Here is a 22,428-nt window from a genome sequence, read left to right on the forward strand (position 1 = left end):
AATGGAGTCCAGGCCCAGCCCTGTGCTCTGCCTGCGCTGCCAGACAGGAGGTCCACCATGCGCAGACCCAGCCCCTTCGGACGTCATCCCTTCATCGCCTTCACCGCCACGGTCGTGCTTGCCCTGGCCGCCAGCGTTGCAACCTTCTGGCTGGACAGCGCCGCCCCGGCCGCAGACACCCTGCTGCAAAAAGACCCGGGCGCCCTGCTGTCGTCGATGTAAGCCCTGCAAACGCCTGCAAATGCCTGCCCAGCGCCATCCCTTTCGGACTGGCGCTGTTTTCATTTGCCGGCCGATGTGCCGACCGATGCACCGGCTGATGTACCTGCCGATGCGCCCCCACCGCTGGCCGTCTTCTCCAGCAGCGACAGCCTGCGCCTGACGGCCTGGGCCTTGTCCACCTCGCCCGCCTGCTCATGGGCCCTGGCCTGCAGCAGCAGCCAGGCCATCACCGCGCGGCGCCAGCCTTGGGCCGAGGCTGTGCCGGCGCCCAGCTCCAGCAATTGCGGCTGCGCCGCACCCGCCCGCAAGGCCGCGCCGGCTGCCACCAGCCGGGGCAGCGGCTCCTTGATGGCGCTCACGGCGGCCGGCGCAGACGCAGACCCTCCCAGCAGCGCCTGTGCCACGGGGCGCTGTAATTCTGGCAATAGCGAAATGTCCTCGGGCCGGGGCTTGCCTTGCAGATACCGCGCATAAGCGGCCTCGGCCGGCGCCGCGTCAAGCGCCAGCGCCTGGTAGCCGGGGCAGTCATCCCATTCCAGACTGGCCACCTGGGCCGCGCAGCGCATCAGCTCCAGACGCGCGGCCAGATCGGTGCGGCCCGTGGCGGCCACCTCGGCGCGGGCCTTGTCCCATTCCATGGCCTGCACGCGCTGGCGGCCTTCCAGGTAGGCGGTGGATGCGCGTTGCGAAGCCGATTCGGCATTCAGCGCCCAGTCCGGCGCGGGCGGGCGGCTGCTGCAGCCGGCCAGCACCAGGGTCAGCACGGCGCCGGCGACGGCATGGCGCGCCAGGAGGGTTGCGGCAGAAAGCTTCTTGGGGGCAGAACTCATGGCAGCTTCAACTCCGGTTGATGGGCAAACGGCCACTTGCGCTGCAGGTCGGCCAGCACGCCTTCCAGGCGGCGCAGGTTGCCCTCCACCTCGGCGCGCAGGGCGCCCAGGTCGGCCGTGGCCTCGCGCGCATTGGAGCCCACGGCCTGGGCCTCGGCCAGCACGGCGTCCACCTTGCCCAGCGTGCGGCGCGTGTCGGCCAGCAGGCCGTTGAGCTGCACCACGGTGGAACGCACCTCGGGCATGACGCCGCCGGCATCGAACACCTGGCTGTCGGCCCGCGCCACCATGCGCTCCATGCGGGCCAGCGTGGCATTGGCGCGGTCCAGCAGGGCCGTGACCTTGCGCGCCTCCTGCTCGCTGCCCATGACCACGCCCAGCACGCCGCCCGGCCCCTGGGCCCGGCCGGCCAGGCCGCGCAGTTCGGTCAGCGACCCGCCCAGGGCCGAGTCCGGCGCGGTGAGCTGGGCGATGTTGCCCAGCACTTCCTTGGCCGTGGACATGATCTGCGGCAGCTCGGCCGTGGCATCGCCGCGCAGCACGGGGCGCACGGCCTCATCGGGCAGCGGCGGATCGCTGAGGATGCCGCTGTAGGCCTTGATGGTGGTGCCGCCCACCAGCCCCTTGACCAGGGTGAAGACGCTGGACTCGCGCAGCCAGTGCGCGTCCTTGCGCGGCACGTCGATGAGGATGCGCACATTGCCGTCCTCGGCCAGTTCGATGCGGCGCACGCGCCCGATCGGAAAGCCCGAGAAGGTCATGTCCATGCCCACGCTCACGCCCTCGGAGTCGTCGGCCGTGAGCACCAGGCGCTGCGTGGCGTCGAACACGCCGCGCGAGTACAGCAGGTACAGGGCCGATCCAAGAATCAGCACCAGCGTGAACAGCAGCAGGCCCGCCGCCTTGGCGCGCAGGTGCGCCACGGGCTTGAGGGCCTCGATTTCCTCGCCGTCCCAGGGGTCTGGCGGCGTGCGCCGCGTATCGGTCATGGCATTCCTTGTTCTGGCACGGGCCTTGCCGTGCATGTGGGGTTCGTGGAGTTCAGCGGACGTGCTCAGTAGTAGTTGCCCATGAGCGAGATCACCTCGATCACCAGCAGCACGGCAAACATGCGCGCAAAGCCGCCCAGCGCCGCGCCGCCCAGCCGGTGGCGCCGCAGCGGCGCATACAGGCCCGAGGCCATGGGCATGATGGCCACGGTGAGGCTGAAGAACAAGGTCTTGAGCACGAAGACCAGGGTCACGGCCGGCGTGAAGATCTGGCCGAAGATGCGCGTGTAGCCGGGCAGGCCCGCCAGCGTGAAGCCATAGACGCTCAGGTAGACGGTGACCAGGGCCACCACGCAGCTGAGCACGGCCAGCGTGACCGAGGCAAACACGCCACCGGCCGCGCGGGGCACCAGGGCCATGCGCAGCGGGTCGGAGCCGCGCTCCTGCCAGGCCTGGAGCTGGCCCCGCGCGCGCAGTTGCGCAATCAGCGTGCCATTGGGAATGGTGCAGCGCATGGCCACGAACAGCGCGGCCGTCAGCGGGATCAGCTCGATCACCAGCACGCGCACCACCATCTCCAGCGCATAGCGCGACAGCCCATAGCTCAGCGCCGTGACGATGACGATGCGCGTGATCACCGCGCACAACAGCGCCGCCAGCGCCGTGAATCCCAGCAGGATGGGGCCGGTCTGCACATAGATCTGGTGCGCCATGGCACGCCGTGCGCCGCGCCGGTAGCTGGAAGGGGACATGGCCAGCACCAGCAGCACGGCGCCCAGGTAGACGCTGCGCCACCAGGCCAGCGCATGGTCGCGCAGCGCCGCCCAGATGCGGTCGGGAAGGGACAGGGCTGCGTGGCTGAGGCTCATCGGGCGATGATAGCGAGCCGTACCGGGACGGTCCGTCGGACGCCGGCGCAAGACAGGCAGCTGCGGACGGCGCTACACATGGCGCTTGGCGCCGGAGCTGCCCAGGGCAGGCGCCAGCGGCTCGTCAGCCTGGGCATGCAGGGCCTCGATCAGATGGCAGTAGCTGTCCGACCCGTCGCACTGGCTGCGCAGCTGCATCAGCTCATGCTCCAGCGCGCGCAGCTCGGCCAGGCGCTCGCGCACATGGCCCAAGTGGGCATCCAGGGTTTCGTTGGCAGCCACGCAGTCGGCCTTGCTGGCGCCGTCCAGCGCCAGCAGGGTGCGGACCTCGTCCAGCGACATGTCCATGGCGCGGCACAGGCGGATGAAGCGCAGCCGGTGCACATCGCTGTCGCTGTACAGCCGGTACTGGTTGTCCTCGCGCACGCCTGCACTGAGCAGCCTTTCCTTCTCGTAGTAGCGGATGTTGGCGGCGGCCACGCCGGAACGCTTGGCCGCCTCGCCGATGCGCCAGCGCGCAGATTCATGCTGTGACATGCTTGACCTTGAAGTGACTTCACCGTTTCCAATGCTCGCATGAACTCCAATCGCCTGCCAAGCCCTCAGGGCAACGAGGCCCTGAAAGCCTCCCCAGCCCTTTCAACGCCCGCCTCGACTTCGCCGTCTTCCGCCTGCGGCACCGATTGCTGCGCGCCCTTCACCATCACCCAGCCCACGCCGGCCCGCAAGAAGGCCCAAGGCCACTCGCATGCGCATGGCGAGGGCCATGGCCACGATCACGCCCATGACCATGACCATGACCATGGCCACGGTCACGACGAGAGCGATCCCCATGCCGGCCACGACCACAGCGTGCTGCCCGGCTGGCCGCGCATCACGGCCGCGCTGATTGCAGCCGTGCTGGCCGAAGCCGCCCACTGGGTCAGCGGTGCCCAGGGCGGCGTGCCTGCCCTGCAATACGGCGGCATGGCCGTGGCCGTGCTGGCGATTGCCCTGTCGGGCCTGGGCGTCTACAAGGCCGGCATACGCGACGTGCTGCGCCTGAAGCTGGGCATCCATGCGCTGATGGCCATTGCCGTCACGGGTGCCTTCGCCATCGGCCAGTGGCCCGAGGCCGCCATGGTCATGGCCCTGTACGCCGCGGCCGAGCGTATCGAGGACCAGGCCATGGACCGCGCGCGCAATGCCATCCGCAGCCTGCTGCAGATGGCGCCCGAGACGGCAGACGTGCTCCAGCCCGACGGCAGCGTGCAGCGCGTGGCCGCCGCCGACGTGGCACTGGATGCCACCGTGCGCGTGGCCCCCGGCGCGCGCGTGCCGCTGGACGGCGTGGTCCTGCGAGGCCAAAGCTCGGTCAACCAGGCCCCCATCACCGGAGAAAGCGCCCTGGCCGACAAGGCCCCGGGCGACGAGCTCTACGCCGGTAGCATCAACCAGGATGGCGAGCTGCAGATGCGCGTCACCTCGGCGGCCAATGACAGCCTGATTGCGCGCATCGTCCACGCCGTGGAGCAGGCCCAGGCCTCCAAGGCGCCCACCCAGCGCTTCGTCGATCGCTTTGCTGCCGTCTACACGCCCATCGTGCTGGTGCTGGCCATTGCGCTGGCGGTGCTGGCACCGCTGGTCATGGACTGGAGCTGGCATGACGCGGCCTACCAGGCGCTGGCTCTGCTGGTCATCTCCTGCCCCTGCGCCCTCGTGCTGTCCACCCCCGTCACCGTGGTCAGCGCGCTCACGGCGGCTGCACGCCGCGGCCTGCTGATCAAGGGCGGCCAGGCGCTGGAATCGGCGCGCAAGCTGCGCGCCATTGCCCTGGACAAGACCGGCACGCTGACCACGGGCAGCCCCAGGCTGGTCGAATGGAAATCCTGGAGCGAAGAAGACGCGGCCCAGGACTCCAGCCAGCCCGCCGCATATGCCCTGGCCCTGGCCGGCCGCTCGGACCACCCGGTCTCGCGCGCCATTGCTTCCGGACTCCAGGCCGATGCCGCCGTGGCCGCCGATGCCGCGCGGGCCTCGGTCAGCAAGCTGCTGGCCCTGCCCGGCCGTGGCGTGCAGGCCGAGATCGACGGCCAGCTCTGGACCCTGGCCAACCTGCGCTGGGTGCAGGAGCAAGGCTGGGACAGCGCCGCGCTGCGCGCCGGCTTGGCCATGCACGAAGCCCAGGGCCGCACCGTGACCCTGCTGGCCGACAGCAGCGGCGTGCGGGCCCTGTTCGCCGTGGCCGACCCGCTGCGGCCCCAGGCCCGCGAGGCCGTGGCGCGCCTGCAGGCCCTGGGCGTGCAGCCCGTGGTGCTCAGCGGCGACAACACGGCCACCGTGCGCTCCATCGCTGCCGAAGCCGGCATCCAGGATGCGCGCGGCGGCCTGCTGCCCCAGGACAAGCTCGACGCACTGGCCGAGCTGCAGCGCACCCGCGGCCCCACGGCCATGACGGGCGACGGCATCAACGATGCGCCGGCCCTGGCCCAGGCCGATATCGGCTTTGCCATGGGCGGCATGCACAGCACGGGCATGGCCATGGAAACCGCCGACGTGGTGCTGATGAACGACGACCTGCGCCGCCTGCCCGAGGTGGTGGAGCTGTCACGCAGCGCCCACGCCGTGCTCTGGCAGAACATTGCCCTGTCGTTGGGCGTCAAGCTGGTGTTCTTCGCACTGGCACTGGCCGGCAACGCCAGCATGTGGCTGGCCGTGCTTGCGGACATGGGTGTGAGCCTGCTGGTGGTCGCCAACGGCCTGCGGCTGCGCCGCTGGGGCAGCGACAGGGAGTCCGCATGACGGATTCCCAGCGCCGCGCCGCCTTCGCCCACCTGCTGCACAGCTTTCAGGCGAGCAGGGACCAGGCGCCTGCACAGCGCTGGCTGCTGCTGGAAGCCAGCCACGTGCTGGGCCAGCAACTGCTGGGCCTGCACTGGCGATCCCACTGCTGGATGCTGCGCCACGCGCTGCAGCTGCGCGACGGCAGGGAGGTGGCAGGCCAGTTGCTGCGCCTGGCCCTGGTGCCCGCAGGCCATCTGCTGGACCGGCTGCCGCGCGGCAACACCGGCCGCGCCACGGTGCCGGCCACCCTGCCCATGGACATGCCCCCCGCCGTATCGGCGCTGATCGCCGAGGCACTGCGCACCACGCGCCGCCCGCCCGGGCAAAGGGTCCGCACCTGAGGAACTTCCCAGCACCGTCCGGTATCATCCATGCCTATGCGTTGCCCCCTGTCCATTGTCCTGGTCTTGCTGCTGGTCCTTCGTGGCCTGCTGGGCGACGCCATGGCCATGGGGGCGGCTCCGGTGATGGGCGTCCCGGCTCCGGCCGTCGCATCGGCGTCGGACTCGGCACTCCACCACCATGCGCCGGAGATCGCGCAGTCGCCGGACAGCCATGAACGGCATCCGGCACACGCCACGGAGCAGCCCTCGCATACGTCACACGCCGAGCACAGTGCAGACTGCTCCTCCCAGGCCGGCGGCCCTGCGGGCGGCAGCTGCGGCGAACATGAACACGGTCCCAGCTGCACCCTGTGCGGCATCTGCCATTCGGCCCTTTTCACTCCTGGCCAGATCGGTTCGGACGGCGCAGCGCCGTCCGCCGCACTGCGCCCCCAAGGCAGCGCGCGCTTTGCCAGCGCGGCCAAGCTGCAGGCCATCAAGCCACCCATTTCCTGAAGCCTGACGCCCGAAGTGCGTCCGCGCCCGCCTTGCCGCCCGCCCATGGGCAGCCCGTTTTCGGGCATGGCAGGGCACTTGGCCGCGGATGCGTCACCCGTTACGCATTCAGGAGAACACCATGCGCCGTGCGCATTTTCTCGCCCCCCTCATCCCCCTCATCCATTTCGGGCTGGCGGCCCTTGCCGCATCCAGCCCCGCTGCCTGGGCCCAAGCCCATGACGGCAGCCTCCCCCCGGCCTCGTCCTCCGCAGGCCTGACCGGCGCCATCGATCCGGCTGCGGCCAGCCTGCCGCTGCGCCATGCCGCGCTGCCGGCCAGTGGCGCCGTGGAAACCGAGCTGACCGACTGGCGCCAGGCCAATGCGGCCGTGGCCGAGTTTCCCAACGGCCATATGGACATCCTGCGCTGGGAAGCCGCCCAGGGCGGCCGATCCACGCCTGCGCCGTCCCCGCACGGCTCTCACATGCGGCACGGAGGCCGGCCATGAAGCGCACCCTCTTCGTCCCCACCCGGCTGGTCGGCGCCATGGCTGCCGTGCTGGCCCTGGCCGGCTGCGCCAGCATCTCGCCCGACGGCCTGCGCGGCGCGGTCCAATCCCATACCGCCAGCCGCCTGCCGGACGGCGCCCAGCTGCCGCCAACCGATCTGCAGGCCCGCGACGCGGCGCAGCAGCGCATCGACGAGTGGCTACGCCAGCCGCTGGACATGGACCAGTCCGTGCGCATCGCACTGCTCAACAACCCCGGCCTGCAAGCGCGCCTGGCGCAACTGGGCGTGCAGGATGCCGAACGCGTTCAGGCCCTGACCCTGCCCAACCCCACGCTGGCTCTGGGCCGCATGGTCAACAGCGACGAGCGCGAGATCGAGCGCCAGCTGAGCTTTGGCCTGGTCAGCCTGATCACCCTGCCCTGGCGCAGCCGCTGGCAGGGCATGCAGATGGAACAGGCCACCCTGACCGCCGCGCAGGATGTGCTGCGGCTGGCCGCCGACACGCGCCGCGCCTGGCTGCGCGCCGTGGCCGCACGCCAGCAACTGGCGTCCAGCGAGCGCATGCACGAAGCGGCCGAGGCCGGGGCCGAGCTGGCGCGCCGCATGGCCCGCGTGGGCAACTTCAGCCGGCTGCAGCAGGCACGCGAGCTCAGCATCCAGCAGGACACCGCAGCCCAGCTGGCACGTGCGCGCCTTGCCGCCACGGCCGAGCATGAGCAACTGGCCCGCCTGATGGGCCTGTGGGGACGGCGCATCGATTTCAAGCTGCCCGACCAGCTGCCCGCCATCCCGCAGGCCGCCACGCAGTTGCGCGCCGGGGACGATGCCGAAGCCACCGCGCTGCGCGAGCGCCTGGACCTGCGCGCACTGCGCCGCGACCTGGACCAGTTGGCCGAGCGCCGTGGCTGGGCACGCCTGGGCGCCATGTTCGGCGACATCGGCCTGGGCTACAACCGCAACACCGCCACGGACCGGGCCACCGGCCACAGCGATGTGACACGCGGCTGGGAGATCGACCTGCCCCTGCCGCTGTTCGACTGGGGTGGCGCCGCCAGCGGCCGCGCACGTGCCGAGGTCCAGCGCAGCGCGGCCCAACTGCAGCAAGGCGCCATCCAGGCGCGGGCCGAGGCGCGCAGCAGCTGGATGCGCTACCGCACGGCCTGGGACCTGGCCCACCAGCAGCAGGCCGAGGTGCTGCCGCTGCGCCGCTTCATCCAGGACGAAACCATGCTTCGCTACAACGGCATGTTCGTCAGCGTCTGGGAGTTGCTGGCCGAGGCCCGCAACAGCGCCCAGGCCGTGGCCACCGCCACCGACGCCCAGCGCGACTTCTGGCTGGCCGACACCGACCTGCAGCTGGCTCTGGCCGGAACCTCGCCAGGCACGGTCGAGGCCGCATCCAGCGCCGCCGCACCCACTCCCACGAACACAGCGAGCCACTGACATGAACCGCCGCAACTTCTTCACCGGCGCGGCCGTGGCCGCTGTCTCCAGCGCCGCCGTCAGCCGCGTGGCCCTGGCCGCCCTGCCCGAGGCAGCGACCCAGTCCTCGGCCGAAACCGCCGCCCCGCTGGCACCGCCCAACGGCCGCCCCTACCGCCCCGTGGTCACGCTCAACGGCTGGACCACGCCCTGGCGCATGAACGCAGGCGTCAAGGAATTCCACCTGGTGGCCGAGCCCGTGGTGCGCGAGGTGGCACCGGGCTTCTTCGTCAACATGTGGGGCTACAACGGCCAGAGCCCCGGCCCCACCATCGAGGTCGTGGAAGGCGACAAGGTCCGCATCTTCGTGACCAACCGCCTGCCCGAGCACACCACCGTGCACTGGCACGGCCAGCGCCTGCCCAACGGCATGGACGGCGTGGGCGGCGTGACCCAGCCGCACATCCCGCCCGGCAAGACCTTTGTCTACGAGTTCACGGCGCGCCGTCCCGGCACCTTCATGTACCACCCGCATGCCGACGAGATGGTGCAGATGGCCATGGGCATGATGGGGCTGTGGATCACGCATCCGAAGGCGGCCCACCCGCAGATCGCCGAGGTCCAGCGCGACTACGCCTTCCTGCTGTCGGCCTACGACGTGGAGCCCGGCTCCATGACGCCGCGCGTGGCCGAGATGACGGACTTCAACATCTGGACCTTCAACAGCCGGGTGTTCCCCGCCATCAGCCCCGTCGTCGCCAGGCGCGGCGACCGGGTGCGCCTGCGCGTGGGCAACCTGACCATGACCAACCACCCCATCCACGTTCACGGCCACGAATTCGAGGTCACGGGCACCGACGGCGGCCCCGTGCCCCGGTCCGCGCGCTGGCCCGAGGTGACCACCGACGTGGCCGTGGGCCAGATGCGCCAGGTGGAGTTCATCGCCGACGAGCTGGGCGACTGGGCCCTGCACTGCCACAAGAGCCACCACACCATGGGCGCCATGGGTCATGACACGCCAACCATGATCGGCGTGGACCACCGGGGCCTGGTCGGCAAGATCCAGAAGATCGTGCCCGACTACATGGTCATGGGCGAGCGCGGCATGGGCGACATGGCCTCCATGGAAATGCCCCTGCCCGACAACACCTTCCCGATGATGACCGGCACGGGCCCCTTCGGCCCCATCGAGATGGGCGGCATGTTCACCACCCTCAAGGTGCGCGAGCAGCTGGGCGCCAACGACTACGGCGACCCGGGCTGGTTCACCCACCCCAAGGGCAGCGTGGCCTATGAATGGAAGGGGCCCGCGGCCGAAGCCTCCGCACCGCGCCAGACCACGCCCGGCCAGTCCCCCGGCGCACCCAGCGTGCGCAAGCCCGGTGCGGGCCATGAGCACCACTGATGCCATCCAAGGAGTCCCTCATGAACACCTTTGCCCTCCTCCTCGCCACCGCACTGCTTGCCGGCCCCGCTGCCGTCTTCGCCCATGGCAGCGAAGCCCACGATGACGCTCCCAAGGCCGCCGCGGTCAAGGAGCAAAAGCCCTGGGGCATTGCCGGCGATGCCTCGGCCGCCCGGCGCACCATCACCCTGGACATGAGCGACAACATGCGCTTCACGCCAGAGCGCATCAGCGTCAAGCGCGGCGAGACGGTGCGCCTGCGCGTGGCCAACAAGGGCCAGGTCATGCACGAGATCGTGCTGGGCACGCCGGCCTCGCTGGACGAGCACGCGCAGATGATGCTCAAGTTCCCCACCATGGAGCACGGCGAGCCCTACATGGCCCATGTCTCGCCCGGCAAATCCGGCGACCTGGTCTGGAATTTCAACCGCGAAGGCAGCTTCGACTTTGCCTGCCTCATCCCCGGCCACTACCAGGCCGGCATGCGCGGAACCATCACGGTGACGCAATGAGCGCGCCACTTCTTCCCCCCTTTCAGGAGCACCCCATGAAACATGAACGCATGGCATCCGCCCACCCGCGCCGCAGTGCGCTGCGCCGCATGGCCCTGGCCTGCACGGCATTCGCCGCCCCTTCGCTGTGGGCGGCGGCACCCACGACGCCCAAAGCACCCAGCACCGGCATCCCCGTCGAGGTCTGGAAGGACCCCAACTGCGGCTGCTGCCAGGACTGGGTGGTGCACATGGAGCAAAACGGCTTTGCCGTCACCGTGCACGACACCGGCAACAGCGCCGTGCGCGCCAAGCTGGGCATTCCGGCGCGCCTGGGCTCCTGCCACACGGCCCTGGTCGAAGGCTATGCGCTCGAAGGCCATGTGCCTGCGGCCGACGTGCACAAGCTGCTCAAGCAAAAGCCCAAGGCGGTGGGCATTGCCGTGCCCGGCATGCCCGTGGGCAGCCCTGGCATGGACGGCCCCGAGTACGGCGGCCGCAAGGACCCCTACGAGGTGCTGCTCATCACCAAGAACCTCATGAACAGCGACGTTTCCACCCGCACCTTCACCAGCTACCGCTGAACCCCGGAGCACACCATGCACAACACAGCCCTCCTTGTTTCCCGTACGTCCCGTACCGCCCTTGCCGTGCGCCTGGCCCTTGCCGCCGCGCTGATCCCGGCCTGGGTCTGTGCCCAGGCCACGGCCCACGACCATGCGGCGCATAGCGCGCAATCTACCGAAACCGCACCCGCCGCCGCCAGCCAGGACCTCAGCGAAGGCGAGGTCACGCGCTGGGATGCACGCACCAGCAAGGTCACGCTGCGCCACGGCGAACTCAAGAACCTGGGCATGCCGCCCATGACCATGGTCTTCCAGCTGCGCGTGGCTGCACCCGAGCCCGCCCTCAAAGCCGGCGACAAGGTGCGCTTTCGCGCCGAGCAGGACCAGGGCGCCTTCGTGGTCACGCAGCTGGAAGTGCTGCGCTGAAGAGCGGGTGCAGGGCTGCCGTTTCGGCTAAGGTGAAGGCCTGTCCATCACCGAGCAGAGCAGCGCATGCCAAGCACCGACTCAGACCCCGGCTCCATCACCCGCGTACAGGGCATCGAGGTAGGCCACCACACCGATGCCCGCCGGCCCACGGGCTGCACCGTCGTGCTGGCGCGCGGCGGCGCCGTGGGGGGCTGCGATGTGCGTGGCGCCGCCCCCGGCACGCGCGAGACCGACCTGCTGCATCCTTCCAACCTGGTGCAGCAGGTGCATGCCGTCATGCTCTCGGGCGGCAGCGCATGGGGGCTGGACGCTGCCAGCGGCGCCATGCGCTGGCTGGATGAGCAGGGCATAGGGCTGGATGTGGGCGTGGGCCGCGTGCCCATCGTGCCGGCCGCCGTGCTGTTCGACCTGGCGGTGGGCGACAGCCGCATCCGCCCGGGTGCCGATGCCGGCCATGCGGCCTGCCAGGCCGCCAGCGCCGCGCGGCCTGCCGAGGGCAATGTGGGCGCCGGCATGGGCGCCTGCGTGGGCAAGGTCTTCGGCATGGATCGCGCCATGAAGGGTGGCATTGGCACGGCCTCGCTCACCGTGCATGGCGTCACCGTGGGCGCGCTGATCGCCTGCAATGCCGTGGGCGATGTGGTCGACCCCCACAGCGGCGCGCTGCTGGCCGGCGCGCGCAGCCCCGATGGCCGCCAGCTGCACGACACCTGCCGTGCCCTGCTGCGCGGCGAAGAGCCCCGGCCGCTGCTGGCAGGCACCAACACCACCATCGGCGTGATTGCCACCGATGCACGCATCACCAAGGTCCAGGCCCAGCGCCTGGCCGTGGTGTCCCATGACGGCCTGGCACGCGCCATACGCCCCGTGCACACCATGAGCGATGGCGACACATTGTTCGCCCTGGGCACGGGTCTGGCCGAGCACTCGCTGGGCATGCTGACCCTGTCTGCCATGGCCGCTGAGGCCGTGGCCCTGGCCACGGTGCGTGCCGTGCTGGCCGCGCAGTCGCTGACCACGGCCGAAGGGCTGGAGCTGCCCTGTGCCAGGGAGCTGGCCGCCTGCCGGCCCTGACCGGGCTCAGGCCTGCAGCGCAACCGCCCAGGCGTCGTAGCCGTAGACGCCATCGGCATTGCCACCGGCGCGCAGCCAGTTGTTGCCGCGCGAGCCGATCTGAATCTCGCTGGTGCGCTGCATGCGCATGGCCTGGTAGCGCGCCAGGACCTCGGGCACCTGCTGCGGACCCGGGGCGGCATCCAGGTTGCGGGCCAGCACCACGGCGTCTTCGATGGCCATGCCTGCGCCCTGGGCCATGAAGGGCATCATCGGGTGGCAGGCATCGCCCAGCAGCGTGATGCGGTCCTGCGACCAGGCCGGCAGGGGATCGCGCTCGTACAGCGCGGTCTTGAGCACGCCATCGCAGGCGTCGAGCAGCGCCCGGGCGTCGGGATGGAAATCGGCGTAGAAGCCGCGCAACTCCTCGACGCTGCCGGGCGTGGTCCACGATTCCTCGTGCCAGGAATCCTGGGCCGTGGTGGCGAAGATGAAGGTGTCGCGCCCCTGGTTCAGCGGAAAGGTCACGATCTGGCTTTGCGGCGTGGCGCCCCACCATTTGGTGAAGGCCTGGATGTCGGGCACATGGCGCACGCGCTCGGTGGGCACCACCGCGCGGAAGGCCACCACACCCGTGAAGCGCGGGCTCTCGGCACCGAACAGGGCCGCGCGCACCACGGAGTGGATGCCGTCCGCGCCAATGAGTGCGTCCAGCCCGGCCACTTCGCTGCCATCGGTGAAGGCGATGTCCACGCCGTGCCCCGTCTGCGTGATCTGGCTGGCACGCTTGCCCAACTGCACCTGGTCCAGCGGAAAGGCATCGGCCAGCGCGGCCAGCAGATCGGCGCGGTGGATGGTCAACTGCGGGGCGCCGTACTTGCGCTCGGCCTCGTCACCCATGGTCAGGCGCGAGGTTTCCTCGCCCGTGTCCCAGTTGCGGCTGATGCGGTGCGTGGGCCGGGCGGCGCTGGCGCGCACGGCGGCGGCAATGTCGGCGCCCAGGCCATCGAGGGCGCGCACGGCATTGGGCGTGAGGTTGATGTCCGCGCCCACGCGCAGAAACTGCCGGCTTTGCTCGAACACCAATACTTCATGCCCTGCCTGGTGCAGCGCATTGGCTGCCGCCAGTCCGCCAATGCCTGCTCCGACGATGCCTATCCTCAAACGCGCCATGATTCCTGTCTCCTGCTGGTGGGGTCTATTCGGTGATGCGCCCCGTGATCCGGAGCGCACCGATGCAGGACATTGTCTTTTTGACAGGCCTCAGGCCTCAACCTCCGCAAGGCCCGAATTGGGCACGATTCGTCCCCATCGGCGCCGGCACATGTGCGGCAGGCGCCTCAGTCCACGCGCCGCAGTTGCCCTTGCGCCAGCAGCTTGTCGCGCATGCGGCGCGTCATGGACTGGGTGCTGCCGTCGGTGGCCGTGAACAGGAACAGCGTCTGCTGCGGGCTGACCCAGGTCAGCTGGGTGCGGATGCACTGCCGGGCGTTGGACAGTTCCACCCAGGTGCCCAGTGCCCAGTCTTCGGACACCACGGGAACCACCGGCGGCGGTGGCTCCAGGGGCAGCGCGGGCTCGGCAGGCATCGGGGCGGCTTCGCCACCGGCCAACGCAGCCTGCCCCGCAAGCCCAGCAAAGGCCTGCGGCGCTTGTGCAGCCGGGGTGGCCGGCAGCTCATCCTGCAGCGCCTCGGGCAGTTCCAGGTCCTGCTCGGTCAGCGCGCCGATATCGTCCGCCATCGGCTGCCGCACATCGAGCGGCACCGGCAGGGAGGCCGCCACGCCAAACAAAGACTGCGGCAGACGGCCCGCCAGGGAGCCGGGCGTTGTCTGGCCAAGCGTTGCCGCACCATTGGAGGAAGACAGGGACGCCAGCACCGAGTCCGACCCGTAGATGGTCGGCGGTATGGAGTCCAGATAAATGTCCACGCTCTCTATGGGCTGGCGGACCACACCGGCATCCAGCGCGTCCTGGTGCAGGCCGGCCAGGCGCGCGGCAAAGGCCTGGATTTCCTCTTCCGTACGCCCCACGCTGCGCAGGCCGGCGCGCAGCCGGGCCTGCAGCCGGGGTGCCAGCGCCACCAAGCGGTCGGTATCACGGCCCGCATGTGCCGACACGCTCCACAGCAGGCTGGGCACCAAGGCCAGATAGCCGCCGGGGTCCCGAGCCTCGCTGCCGTCCACGGGTTCCTGAACGCTGGCGATCACTTCGGCCCAGGGTCCCGTGGCGAATTCCAGAATGTCATCGGGCACGCCCTGGGCGCTGGGCAGGCGCCGGATGGCGGCTGCAATCTGCTCGGCCCTGGGCATGGCGGTTTCGGGCCAGCGCGGGTCCACGCCCCGCCTTTCCACATGCCTGAGCGCAGCCGAGACAGGCCCGGTCACCGTGCCGCCTTCCGGCATTTCGCCAGGACCCACGGGCTGCATGCCGCTGCCGCCCCAACCGTCGCGCAGTTGCTGCAGCACCGTGGCAAAGGCCGACGCATCGGCACGCTGCAGGGCCGCCAGCCGCATGGCGGCGGAATCGGCCACCTGCAGGAATTGACCGTAGCCCGGCGCGGATTCACTGTCGAACCACAGGCTGCGCGCCGTCAGCTCATCCAGCAGTTGGCGCGCGGGGTGGCTGCGGTCTTCAAAAAAGCGTGCGTCCTGGACCACCAGCTGCTGCAGCAGCGGCTCCAGACGGCCCACGGTGCGCTGCACGGAAGGCAGCAGGCGCGTGTCGGCCGCCATGAAACGCATCATGCGCTGCAGGGTGTGCAGCGCGGCGCCGTCGTCGGCGCGCACGCCGGGTGCGGGCTCCTGCTGCTCGGGCGGCTGCAGCGCCTGCATCAGTTGCTCCAGCTGGGCCGAGTGGTGCTGCACGGACTCCAGTGCCATGCAGCTCAGCGAAGTCCAGCCTTCGGGCAGCGCCGCCAGCACGGTGGGTGCCGTCTCGCTGCCCTGCCAGGCGGTGGTCTGCAGGCGGCTTGCGCCGTCCATGGCCGGCGCAAACTGCCCGGGCACGGAATAGGCGGATGTGTGGGCCAGCGCCAACATGGAAGAAGGCGCCGCAGCGGGCGCCTCGCGGTGCGAATCCATCCAGCGTGGATCGGACAGCAGGGCCGCCACCAGGCGCCGCGTCAGCTCATCTTCCTGGGCCTGCTGGCCAAAGGAGCCATAGGCGCGGCTCTGGGCCACGGCATCGCCATAGTGGGAAGGTGCCCGCCAGCGGCTTTGCCCCGGCAGGTCGGAATGGCGGCGTCCCGCGTCGGGCGAAGGGGCCTGTACCGGCGCCAGGCCATAGGCCGCAGGCTGCACCCCCTTGTCACGCAGGGATTGGGCGATATGGCCGTACTCGGACACCAGCAGCGCACCCAGGTGCTCGCGCATGAAGCCCAGCCAGCAGGCGGCGGAGCCGGGGTCCACCCCGGTGTCGTCGATCACGCGCTGCAGCGCCTGCACATAGCTGTGGGGCCGCAGCGGATTGCGTTCGGGCTGGACACGGTCCAGGCCCTGGACGGCGCTGACCAGGGCATCGAGCTCGGCCAGCGCGATCTCCACCTGCGGCGCCACATGCTGCAGCAGGCGCTGGTGGGCCAGCTGCGACTGCAGCACGGAGTCGTCCAGGAGGGAGAGGGAGGCGAAATCGGTGGTGCCGGGCACACCGGACGCACCGGACATGCCAGGCACAGGGGGCCAGGCAGCAGCGCCGCCGGATTGACCAAAGCATTCCAGCAGCGCCCGCCCATAGCCCTTGAGCATGGGCGCCCGGTGGCGGGCCAGCAGCTCCAGCGCCTCGGGGATTTCAGCGCGGCGCGGCAGGCCGGAGCCCGGCTGGTCGGCCTGCTCCATGGCATGCGCCGTGCGCTGCAGCAGCCGCAGGATCAGCGCCTCCGAGCCGCGAACAGCCTGCACCAGGCAGGCTTGCAACGCGGCAACAGAAACGGGTGGAGGATTCATGGCCCGAAGAATACAGGCTCCAGCCCGTGCCGGAGGCGCTTTGAGGCTTGCCTTTGATGCTTACTTCAGTGCCTTGTAGCGCATGCGCTTGGGCTTGGCACCCTCCTCGCCCAGACGCTTTTTCTTATCGGCTTCGTACTCCTGGTAGTTGCCGTCGAAGTACACCCATTGCGAATCGCCTTCGGCCGCCAGGATGTGCGTGGCGATACGGTCGAGGAACCAGCGATCGTGGGAGATCACCAGCACCGTGCCCGCGTACTCCAGCAGCGCATCTTCCAGCGCGCGCAGGGTTTCCACGTCCAGGTCGTTGGAGGGCTCGTCCAGCAGCAGCACGTTGCCGCCCTGGATCAGCGTCTTGGCCAGGTGCAGGCGGCCGCGCTCGCCGCCGGAGAGGTTGCCGACCTTCTTTTGCTGGTCCTGGCCGTTGAAGTTGAAGCGGCCCGCGTAGGCACGCGACGCCATCTGGAACTTGCCGACGTTGATGATGTCCAGCCCGCCCGAGATGTCTTCCCACACCGTCTTGTCGTTGGCCAGCGCGTCACGCGTCTGCTCCACATAGGCCATCTTGACCGTCTGGCCCACGATGACTTCGCCGGAGTCGGCCTGCTCGCGCCCCGCGATCAGCTTGAACAGCGTGGACTTGCCGGCACCGTTGGGGCCGATGATGCCGACGATGGCGCCAGCGGGGATGTTCATGGTCAGGTTGTCGATGAGCACGCGGTCACCAAAGCTCTTGGTGACGTTGTTGAACTCGATGACCTGGGTGCCCAGGCGCTCGGCCACAGGAATGAAGATTTCCTGGGTTTCGTTGCGCTTTTGGTATTCGAAATCGCTCAGCTCCTCGAAGCGCGCGATACGGGCCTTGGACTTGGTCTGGCGGCCCTTGGCATTCTGGCGAACCCACTCCAGTTCCTTCTTCAGGGCCTTGGCGCGGGCTTCCTCGCCCTTTTGCTCGGACTCCAGGCGGCTTTGCTTCTGGAACAGCCATTCGGAATAGTTGCCCTTGTAGGGAATGCCGTGGCCACGGTCCAGTTCCAGAATCCACTCGGCAGCGTTGTCCAGGAAGTAGCGATCGTGGGTGATGGCCACCACGGTGCCGGTGAAGCGGTGCAGGAACTGCTCCAGCCATTCCACGGACTCGGCATCCAAGTGGTTGGTGGGTTCGTCAAGCAGCAGCATGTCGGGCTTGGACAGCAGCAGCTTGCACAGGGCCACGCGGCGCTTTTCGCCACCGGACAGCTTGCCGATCACGGCATCCCAGGCCGGCAGGCGCAGGGCGTCGGCAGCAATCTCCAGCTGGTGCTCGGAGTCGGTGCCGGCAGCGGCGATCTTGGCTTCGAGCTCGCCTTGCTCGGCGGCCAGCGCGTCGAAGTCGGCATCGGGCTCGGCATAGGCGGCGTAGATTTCATCGAGGCGCGAACGGGCCGCGTTGACTTCGGCCATGGCCTCTTCCACGGCCTGGCGCACGGTGTGCTCCGCATTGAGCTGCGGCTCCTGCGGCAGGTAGCCGATGGACAGGCCCTGCATGGGCAGCGCCTCGCCTTCGAATTCCTTGTCCACCCCAGCCATGATCTTGAGCAGCGAGGACTTGCCCGAGCCGTTCAGACCCAGCACGCCGATCTTGGCGCCCGGGAAAAAGCTGAGAGAGATGTCCTTCAAGATCTGCCGCTTGGGCGGCACGGTCTTGGTGAGGTGGTTCATCGAGAAAACGTATTGAGCCATTCTGGTCCGAGTACTTGAATCGTTGATTTCTGCAAAAACCGGGCAACAAATCGGTTGCACGCCAGCCGTGATTATCGGCGCATGCGACAATACCCTGCGTCACGGGTTCCAGTTGCCCGTGACATCAGCATTCCAGCTGGGGACGATGGACGCTGTTTTCCAGGCTCCCGACATTGAACTACATCCGCCTACGACTGGTCCGGCAACCGCCCTGGTTGCCTCGACAGGCAGATACCCAGCGCCCCGGACGGGCGCATCTTTGATCACATGACATTTGAAGAACTGAATCTGGCTCCCGCCATTCTGAAGGCCGTGCTTGAGGAGGGTTACGAGAACCCGACTCCCATCCAGGCACAGGCCATCCCTGCGGTGCTCGCCGGCCACGACCTGCTGGCAGGTGCCCAGACCGGCACCGGCAAGACCGCTGCCTTCACCCTGCCCATGCTGCAACGCCTCTCGCAAGGCCAGGTGCCGCGCAACAAGTTCGGCGGCAAGGGCATCCGCGCCCTGGTGCTGACGCCCACGCGTGAACTCGCCGCACAGGTCGAGGAATCGGTGCGCAGCTATGCCAAGTACCTGGACATCAACTCCACCGTCATCTTCGGCGGCGTGGGCATGAAGCCCCAGATCGACCGCATCAAGAAGGGCGTGGACATCCTGGTCGCCACGCCGGGCCGCCTGCTGGATCTGCAGCAGCAAGGCTTCATGGACCTGTCCACCGTCGAAGTCCTGGTGCTCGACGAGGCCGACCGCATGCTGGACATGGGCTTCATCCATGACGTCAAGAAGGTGCTGGCCCTGGTGCCCAAGGACAAGCAAAGCCTGCTGTTCTCGGCCACCTTCAGCGACGAGATCCGCGACCTGGCCAACGGCCTGCTGCGCAACCCGCAGTCCATCCAGGTCACGCCCAGCAACACCACCGTGCAGCGCATCACCCAGGTGATCCACCCCGTGGGCCGCGGCAAGAAAAAGCAGGTGCTGCTGCACATCATCAACGAGAACAACTGGAGCCAGGTTCTGGTGTTCACGCGCACCAAGTTCGGCGCCAACAACGTTGCCGAATTCCTGACCAAGAACAACATCAGCGCCATGGCGCTGCACGGCAACAAGAGCCAGAGCGCCCGCACCCAGGCCCTGGCCGGCTTCAAGACCGGCGAGCTGCGCGCCCTGGTCGCCACCGACATCGCTGCACGCGGCATCGATATCGATGAGCTGCCGCACGTCGTGAACTACGAGATCCCCAACGTGTCCGAGGACTACGTGCACCGCATCGGCCGCACGGGCCGTGCCGGTCGCGAAGGCCACGCCGTCAGCCTGGTCTGCATGGACGAAGAAGGCTTCATGATGGACATCGAGCGCTTCACCAAGCAGGAAATCCCTGTGCAGGTGCTCGAAGGCTTCGGCCCCGAAGAGGACGAAGTGGCCGAACCCATCGCCATGGGCCGCCAGACCATCTGGGGCGGTGCGGGCAAGCCGCCCAGCCGTGACGTCATGCAGGCCGCCGCCAAGGCTGCGCGCCAGGAAATGATGGACCGCATCCGCACCACCAAGGCCACCCAGCCCGACCGTGGCGGCCGCGCAGGTGGCCGTGGTCAGGCTCCCAAGGCCGGCTCGGACGAAGGCCGATCCGAAGGCAACGCCGGCGGCCAGGGCCGTGGCCGCAACCACGCCGGTGCAAGCGCCAACAACAAGCCGCGCCGCGATCGCTTCGATGGTCCGGGCAATGGCTCCGGCGCCGCCCACCGTCCCAAGGCAGCCCCCCAGAACGCCCCCAGGCGCGGCCCGCGCCCTGACGGCGAAGGCGGCGGCGGCGGTGTCCGTCGCTTCGATGACCAACCCCCGCGCGCTGATGCCCACCTGGGCACGCAGCTGGGCCATGCACGCAGCAGCGGCCCCCGTGGCAGCGCAGGTGGCGGCCAGCCCGATCCGATGCGCACCAGCGTGGACACCATGGCCGAACGCGGCCGCCGTGGCGGCTTCAACCGCGGCGGCAATGGTGGCGGCGGTGGTGGTGGTGGCGGCTTCGGCGGCGGTGGCCGCGGCGGCCCCTCGCGCGGCGGCTACGGTCGCTGACCTGCACCACGGCTCCTTGGCATGCCCTGCGGCAAGCCGAGGAATCCGCCAGCAAAAAAAGGGCTGCATCTCCCCGGGGCTGCAGCCCTTTTCACATGGCGCAGATTGCGCATTCAGCCGACAGCGCGCCGCAAGCCTGCATGGCTATCATCCCGATAGCATTGCGGCCTGCGGCGATTGAAGGCCGCGCCCTTTTCCCGGATTTCCAAAGACTCCCCCGACTGGTTCCTCAAGGCCACGCCATGACACTGCAGACCCCACACGCCACCCCCTCCAGCCAGCGCCCCGATTCGGAGCTGCCACAGGACAGGTTGCGGTGGTCGGCCCTGGCGTGCGCAGCCCTGCTTTCCGCCTGCGCCAGCACCCCGCTGCCGCCATGGCCCACCACCTCCAAGCCCCAGGCGCCCGCCCCCACCCGGCCGGCCCCGGCCACCCCGGTGGTGCCCCAGGCGACCACGCAGCCCATCGCGCCGGCCAACAACCTGGTCCCCCTGCCCTACAACGCGGCCGTGGCTGCGCGCTTTCCCGATCCAGCCACCCGCTACGACACACCGGGCCTGGCACCGCAGCGCAACCAGTTCACCACGGCCAGCGAACTGTCTTCCTGGCTGAACAGCCAGGCCAGCAAATCCCTGGGCCGCGACACGCGCCTGGGTATCGTGCAGCCCGGCAGCTCGCAGCGCGGCAGCCCCATCCAGGCACTGGTGGCCACGCGCGCACCCGGCATTCAGCCGTCGGCGCTCTATGACAGCCGCCGCCCCACGGTCATGCTCGTGGCCGGCCAGCACGGCGACGAACCTGCGGGTACGGAGGCCTTGCTCATCATCGCCCGCGAGCTCGCTCCCGGCGGCCTGCTGGAGCCGCTGCTGCAGCAGATCAACGTGATCCTCGTGCCGCGCGCCAACCCCGACGCCGTGGAAGCCGGCACGCGCAATGCAGCCGATGGCACCGACATCGCCCATGACCACCTGCTCCTGAACACGCCGGAGGCCAAGGCCCTGGCCACGCTGGCGCGCGACTACCGCCCCGTCGCCGTGGTGGACCTGCAGGAATTCCCCGCCGCCAGCATCTTCCTGCAGAAGTACCAGGCCATACAGCGCTACGACGCCCTGCTGCAGTACTCGGCCGCGGCCAACCAGAATGAATTCGTGACCAAGGCTGCGCGCGAGTGGTACACGGCGCCGCTGCGCACCGCGCTGTCGCAGGCCGGGCTGAGCAGCGACTGGTACTACACCACCAGCCAGGATCTGCAGGACAAGTCCATCTCCATGGGCAGCCTCGCGCCCGATTCGCTGCGCAACGTCAGCGGGCTCAAGAACTCGGTGGGCTACCTGGTCAGCAGCCGTGGCTCGGACCTGGGCCGCGCCCACATCCAGCGGCGCGTGCATACCCTGGTCACCGCGTCCACACGCATGCTGCATTCCAGCGCCGAGCGCGCCAAGGACCTCACCCAGGTGCAGGCCTTCGTGGCGCGCGAGACCGCCTCCCTTGCCTGCCACCAGCAACTGGCCGTACTGGCCGAGCAGACCCCCGAGCAGCGCACCCTCACCATGATCCAGCCCGACACGGGCGCCGACCAGCAGGTGCGCGTGGACTGGAACGCTTCGCTGCAGCCGCGCACCACGCTGTCGCGCCCGCGCTCCTGCGGCTACTGGCTGTCCGCCAGCGCCCAGCCCGCCGTGGACAGGCTGCGCCTGCTGGGCCTGCAGGTGCTCAAGGTGGCCGAGCCCGGCCAGCTGCTGGCCGACTCGTACAACGAAGCCCGCTCGGCCACGCCCGCCAGCGGCGCCTATGCGCTCACGCGCGGCGCTGTCGAAGCGCCCGTGGGCAGCTACTACCTGACGATGAACCAGCCCATGGCCAATCTTGCCGCTGCGGCGCTGGAGCCGGACACGCCCTACAGCTACCTTGCACGCGGCCTGGTACCCACGATGACCGACATGGCGCGCGTGATGGCGCCTCCTTCGGTGGTTTTCGAGGAAGAAGACGACGCCGAATGACGGCCAGGGCGCCAGGGCACGCCGCCAAGCCCTGAGCGCCCGCCCATTGCGGGTATGATCCGCGCTGGCCCGTCAGCGGCCATACCTGCCCGTAGCTCAACCGGATAGAGCAATTGCCTTCTAAGCAATAGGTCGGGGGTTCGAGTCCCTCCGGGCAGGCCATCCTGGCATCCCAAGAAATCCCAATGCGTCCAAAGAAGTCCAAGGGCCCGCACTGGTCTCGGGCTTCAGGTACACCTAGCTTTCGATGTCGTCCAAC

The 22,428-nt window shown here is 69.3% G+C and carries 20 protein-coding genes and 1 tRNA gene; 14 read left to right on the top strand and 7 right to left on the bottom strand.

The window, feature by feature from the left end; translation table 11 throughout:
- The first annotated feature begins 57 nt into the window (after window positions 1-57).
- A complete protein-coding gene (locus DA1_RS31035) occupies window positions 58-222 on the top strand; it encodes a hypothetical protein (RefSeq protein ID WP_169807218.1) in 165 nt (54 codons plus the stop codon).
- Window positions 223-281: 59 nt separating this feature from the next.
- Here DA1_RS31035 and DA1_RS08875 read toward each other — a convergent pair whose 3' ends face one another.
- From DA1_RS08875 to DA1_RS08890, 4 genes are all read right to left on the bottom strand, one after another.
- Window positions 282-1,052, bottom strand: coding sequence for a hypothetical protein (locus DA1_RS08875; RefSeq protein ID WP_034392071.1), 771 nt, complete (start codon window positions 1,050-1,052; stop codon window positions 282-284).
- Window positions 1,049-2,041, bottom strand: a complete 993-nt coding sequence (locus DA1_RS08880; RefSeq protein WP_013803088.1) for an MlaD family protein — start codon at window positions 2,039-2,041, stop codon at window positions 1,049-1,051. Before DA1_RS08880 ends, DA1_RS08875 begins: the two co-directional genes overlap by 4 nt.
- Window positions 2,042-2,106: 65 nt before the next feature.
- Window positions 2,107-2,910 (bottom strand): MlaE family ABC transporter permease, encoded by an 804-nt coding sequence (locus DA1_RS08885; protein ID WP_034392069.1) that lies wholly within the window; start codon window positions 2,908-2,910, stop codon window positions 2,107-2,109.
- 72 nt (window positions 2,911-2,982) lie between these two features.
- Complete coding sequence (locus tag DA1_RS08890; RefSeq protein ID WP_013803089.1) at window positions 2,983-3,447, bottom strand: Cd(II)/Pb(II)-responsive transcriptional regulator; 465 nt, start codon at window positions 3,445-3,447, stop codon at window positions 2,983-2,985.
- A 39-nt stretch (window positions 3,448-3,486) separates the two neighbouring features.
- Here DA1_RS08890 and DA1_RS08895 point away from each other — a divergent pair, with 39 nt between their 5' ends.
- The 10 genes from DA1_RS08895 to DA1_RS08940 all read left to right on the top strand — a co-directional run bounded on the left by DA1_RS08895 (window position 3,487) and on the right by DA1_RS08940 (window position 12,451).
- Window positions 3,487-5,691, top strand: a complete 2,205-nt coding sequence (locus DA1_RS08895; RefSeq protein ID WP_034392067.1) for a heavy metal translocating P-type ATPase — start codon at window positions 3,487-3,489, stop codon at window positions 5,689-5,691.
- On the top strand, window positions 5,688-6,074 hold the full coding sequence (locus DA1_RS08900; RefSeq protein ID WP_034392065.1) for a DUF3703 domain-containing protein: 387 nt from the start codon (window positions 5,688-5,690) through the stop codon (window positions 6,072-6,074). Before DA1_RS08895 ends, DA1_RS08900 begins: the two co-directional genes overlap by 4 nt.
- Window positions 6,075-6,104: 30 nt before the next feature.
- The gene (locus DA1_RS08905; RefSeq protein ID WP_051940637.1) at window positions 6,105-6,572 is read left to right on the top strand and encodes a hypothetical protein; all 468 of its coding nucleotides are present in this window, start codon (window positions 6,105-6,107) and stop codon (window positions 6,570-6,572) included.
- Window positions 6,573-6,693: 121 nt separating this feature from the next.
- A complete protein-coding gene (locus tag DA1_RS08910) occupies window positions 6,694-7,062 on the top strand; it encodes a hypothetical protein (protein ID WP_034392060.1) in 369 nt (122 codons plus the stop codon).
- Window positions 7,059-8,507, top strand: coding sequence for a TolC family protein (locus DA1_RS08915; protein WP_034392058.1), 1,449 nt, complete (start codon window positions 7,059-7,061; stop codon window positions 8,505-8,507). Before DA1_RS08910 ends, DA1_RS08915 begins: the two co-directional genes overlap by 4 nt.
- 1 nt (window position 8,508) lies before the next feature.
- Window positions 8,509-9,891: a multicopper oxidase family protein gene (locus DA1_RS08920; protein WP_034392056.1), complete on the top strand. Its 1,383-nt coding sequence runs from the start codon at window positions 8,509-8,511 to the stop codon at window positions 9,889-9,891.
- Between the two features lie 20 nt (window positions 9,892-9,911).
- Window positions 9,912-10,403: a cupredoxin domain-containing protein gene (locus DA1_RS08925; protein ID WP_013803095.1), complete on the top strand. Its 492-nt coding sequence runs from the start codon at window positions 9,912-9,914 to the stop codon at window positions 10,401-10,403.
- A 35-nt stretch (window positions 10,404-10,438) separates the two neighbouring features.
- On the top strand, window positions 10,439-10,966 hold the full coding sequence (locus DA1_RS08930) for a DUF411 domain-containing protein (RefSeq protein ID WP_034392054.1): 528 nt from the start codon (window positions 10,439-10,441) through the stop codon (window positions 10,964-10,966).
- A gap of 15 nt (window positions 10,967-10,981) precedes the next feature.
- Window positions 10,982-11,374, top strand: a complete 393-nt coding sequence (locus DA1_RS08935; protein WP_034392052.1) for a copper-binding protein — start codon at window positions 10,982-10,984, stop codon at window positions 11,372-11,374.
- A gap of 66 nt (window positions 11,375-11,440) precedes the next feature.
- A complete protein-coding gene (locus DA1_RS08940; protein WP_034392050.1) occupies window positions 11,441-12,451 on the top strand; it encodes a P1 family peptidase in 1,011 nt (336 codons plus the stop codon).
- Window positions 12,452-12,457: 6 nt separating this feature from the next.
- On the opposite strand, the gene DA1_RS08945 is transcribed toward DA1_RS08940, so the two are convergent.
- The 3 genes from DA1_RS08945 to ettA form a co-directional block, all read right to left on the bottom strand.
- Window positions 12,458-13,603 (bottom strand): FAD-dependent monooxygenase, encoded by a 1,146-nt coding sequence (locus tag DA1_RS08945; RefSeq protein ID WP_034392047.1) that lies wholly within the window; start codon window positions 13,601-13,603, stop codon window positions 12,458-12,460.
- A gap of 167 nt (window positions 13,604-13,770) precedes the next feature.
- Window positions 13,771-16,374, bottom strand: a complete 2,604-nt coding sequence (locus DA1_RS08950; RefSeq protein WP_034392046.1) for a DUF1631 family protein — start codon at window positions 16,372-16,374, stop codon at window positions 13,771-13,773.
- Window positions 16,375-16,434: 60 nt separating this feature from the next.
- Window positions 16,435-18,096, bottom strand: coding sequence for an energy-dependent translational throttle protein EttA (gene ettA / locus DA1_RS08955; protein WP_013803101.1), 1,662 nt, complete (start codon window positions 18,094-18,096; stop codon window positions 16,435-16,437).
- Window positions 18,097-18,363: 267 nt separating this feature from the next.
- Here ettA and DA1_RS08960 point away from each other — a divergent pair, with 267 nt between their 5' ends.
- The 3 genes from DA1_RS08960 to DA1_RS08970 all read left to right on the top strand — a co-directional run bounded on the left by DA1_RS08960 (window position 18,364) and on the right by DA1_RS08970 (window position 22,331).
- Window positions 18,364-20,169 (top strand): DEAD/DEAH box helicase, encoded by a 1,806-nt coding sequence (locus DA1_RS08960; protein ID WP_034392045.1) that lies wholly within the window; start codon window positions 18,364-18,366, stop codon window positions 20,167-20,169.
- A gap of 242 nt (window positions 20,170-20,411) precedes the next feature.
- A complete protein-coding gene (locus tag DA1_RS08965; RefSeq protein ID WP_034392044.1) occupies window positions 20,412-22,169 on the top strand; it encodes a M14 family metallopeptidase in 1,758 nt (585 codons plus the stop codon).
- 85 nt (window positions 22,170-22,254) lie between these two features.
- Window positions 22,255-22,331, top strand: a tRNA-Arg gene (locus DA1_RS08970).
- The last annotated feature ends 97 nt before the right edge of the window (window positions 22,332-22,428 follow it).

Source organism: Delftia acidovorans NBRC 14950 (genome assembly GCF_001598795.1).
In the GTDB taxonomy this organism is placed as follows: Bacteria; Pseudomonadota; Gammaproteobacteria; order Burkholderiales; family Burkholderiaceae_C; genus Comamonas; species Comamonas acidovorans.

Coding starts and splice junctions, on each gene's coding strand:
- DA1_RS08910 (WP_034392060.1), top strand. CDS start 6,694: ATGCGCCGTGCGCATTTTCTCGCCCCCCTCATCCCCCTCATCCATTTC.
- DA1_RS08885 (WP_034392069.1), bottom strand. CDS start 2,910: ATGAGCCTCAGCCACGCAGCCCTGTCCCTTCCCGACCGCATCTGGGCG.
- DA1_RS08945 (WP_034392047.1), bottom strand. CDS start 13,603: ATGGCGCGTTTGAGGATAGGCATCGTCGGAGCAGGCATTGGCGGACTG.
- DA1_RS08940 (WP_034392050.1), top strand. CDS start 11,441: ATGCCAAGCACCGACTCAGACCCCGGCTCCATCACCCGCGTACAGGGC.
- ettA (WP_013803101.1), bottom strand. CDS start 18,096: ATGGCTCAATACGTTTTCTCGATGAACCACCTCACCAAGACCGTGCCG.
- DA1_RS08890 (WP_013803089.1), bottom strand. CDS start 3,447: ATGTCACAGCATGAATCTGCGCGCTGGCGCATCGGCGAGGCGGCCAAG.
- DA1_RS08965 (WP_034392044.1), top strand. CDS start 20,412: ATGACACTGCAGACCCCACACGCCACCCCCTCCAGCCAGCGCCCCGAT.
- DA1_RS08935 (WP_034392052.1), top strand. CDS start 10,982: ATGCACAACACAGCCCTCCTTGTTTCCCGTACGTCCCGTACCGCCCTT.
- DA1_RS08930 (WP_034392054.1), top strand. CDS start 10,439: ATGAAACATGAACGCATGGCATCCGCCCACCCGCGCCGCAGTGCGCTG.
- DA1_RS08925 (WP_013803095.1), top strand. CDS start 9,912: ATGAACACCTTTGCCCTCCTCCTCGCCACCGCACTGCTTGCCGGCCCC.
- DA1_RS08895 (WP_034392067.1), top strand. CDS start 3,487: ATGAACTCCAATCGCCTGCCAAGCCCTCAGGGCAACGAGGCCCTGAAA.
- DA1_RS08880 (WP_013803088.1), bottom strand. CDS start 2,041: ATGACCGATACGCGGCGCACGCCGCCAGACCCCTGGGACGGCGAGGAA.
- DA1_RS08915 (WP_034392058.1), top strand. CDS start 7,059: ATGAAGCGCACCCTCTTCGTCCCCACCCGGCTGGTCGGCGCCATGGCT.
- DA1_RS08905 (WP_051940637.1), top strand. CDS start 6,105: ATGCCTATGCGTTGCCCCCTGTCCATTGTCCTGGTCTTGCTGCTGGTC.
- DA1_RS08920 (WP_034392056.1), top strand. CDS start 8,509: ATGAACCGCCGCAACTTCTTCACCGGCGCGGCCGTGGCCGCTGTCTCC.
- DA1_RS31035 (WP_169807218.1), top strand. CDS start 58: ATGCGCAGACCCAGCCCCTTCGGACGTCATCCCTTCATCGCCTTCACC.
- DA1_RS08950 (WP_034392046.1), bottom strand. CDS start 16,374: ATGAATCCTCCACCCGTTTCTGTTGCCGCGTTGCAAGCCTGCCTGGTG.
- DA1_RS08900 (WP_034392065.1), top strand. CDS start 5,688: ATGACGGATTCCCAGCGCCGCGCCGCCTTCGCCCACCTGCTGCACAGC.
- DA1_RS08960 (WP_034392045.1), top strand. CDS start 18,364: ATGACATTTGAAGAACTGAATCTGGCTCCCGCCATTCTGAAGGCCGTG.
- DA1_RS08875 (WP_034392071.1), bottom strand. CDS start 1,052: ATGAGTTCTGCCCCCAAGAAGCTTTCTGCCGCAACCCTCCTGGCGCGC.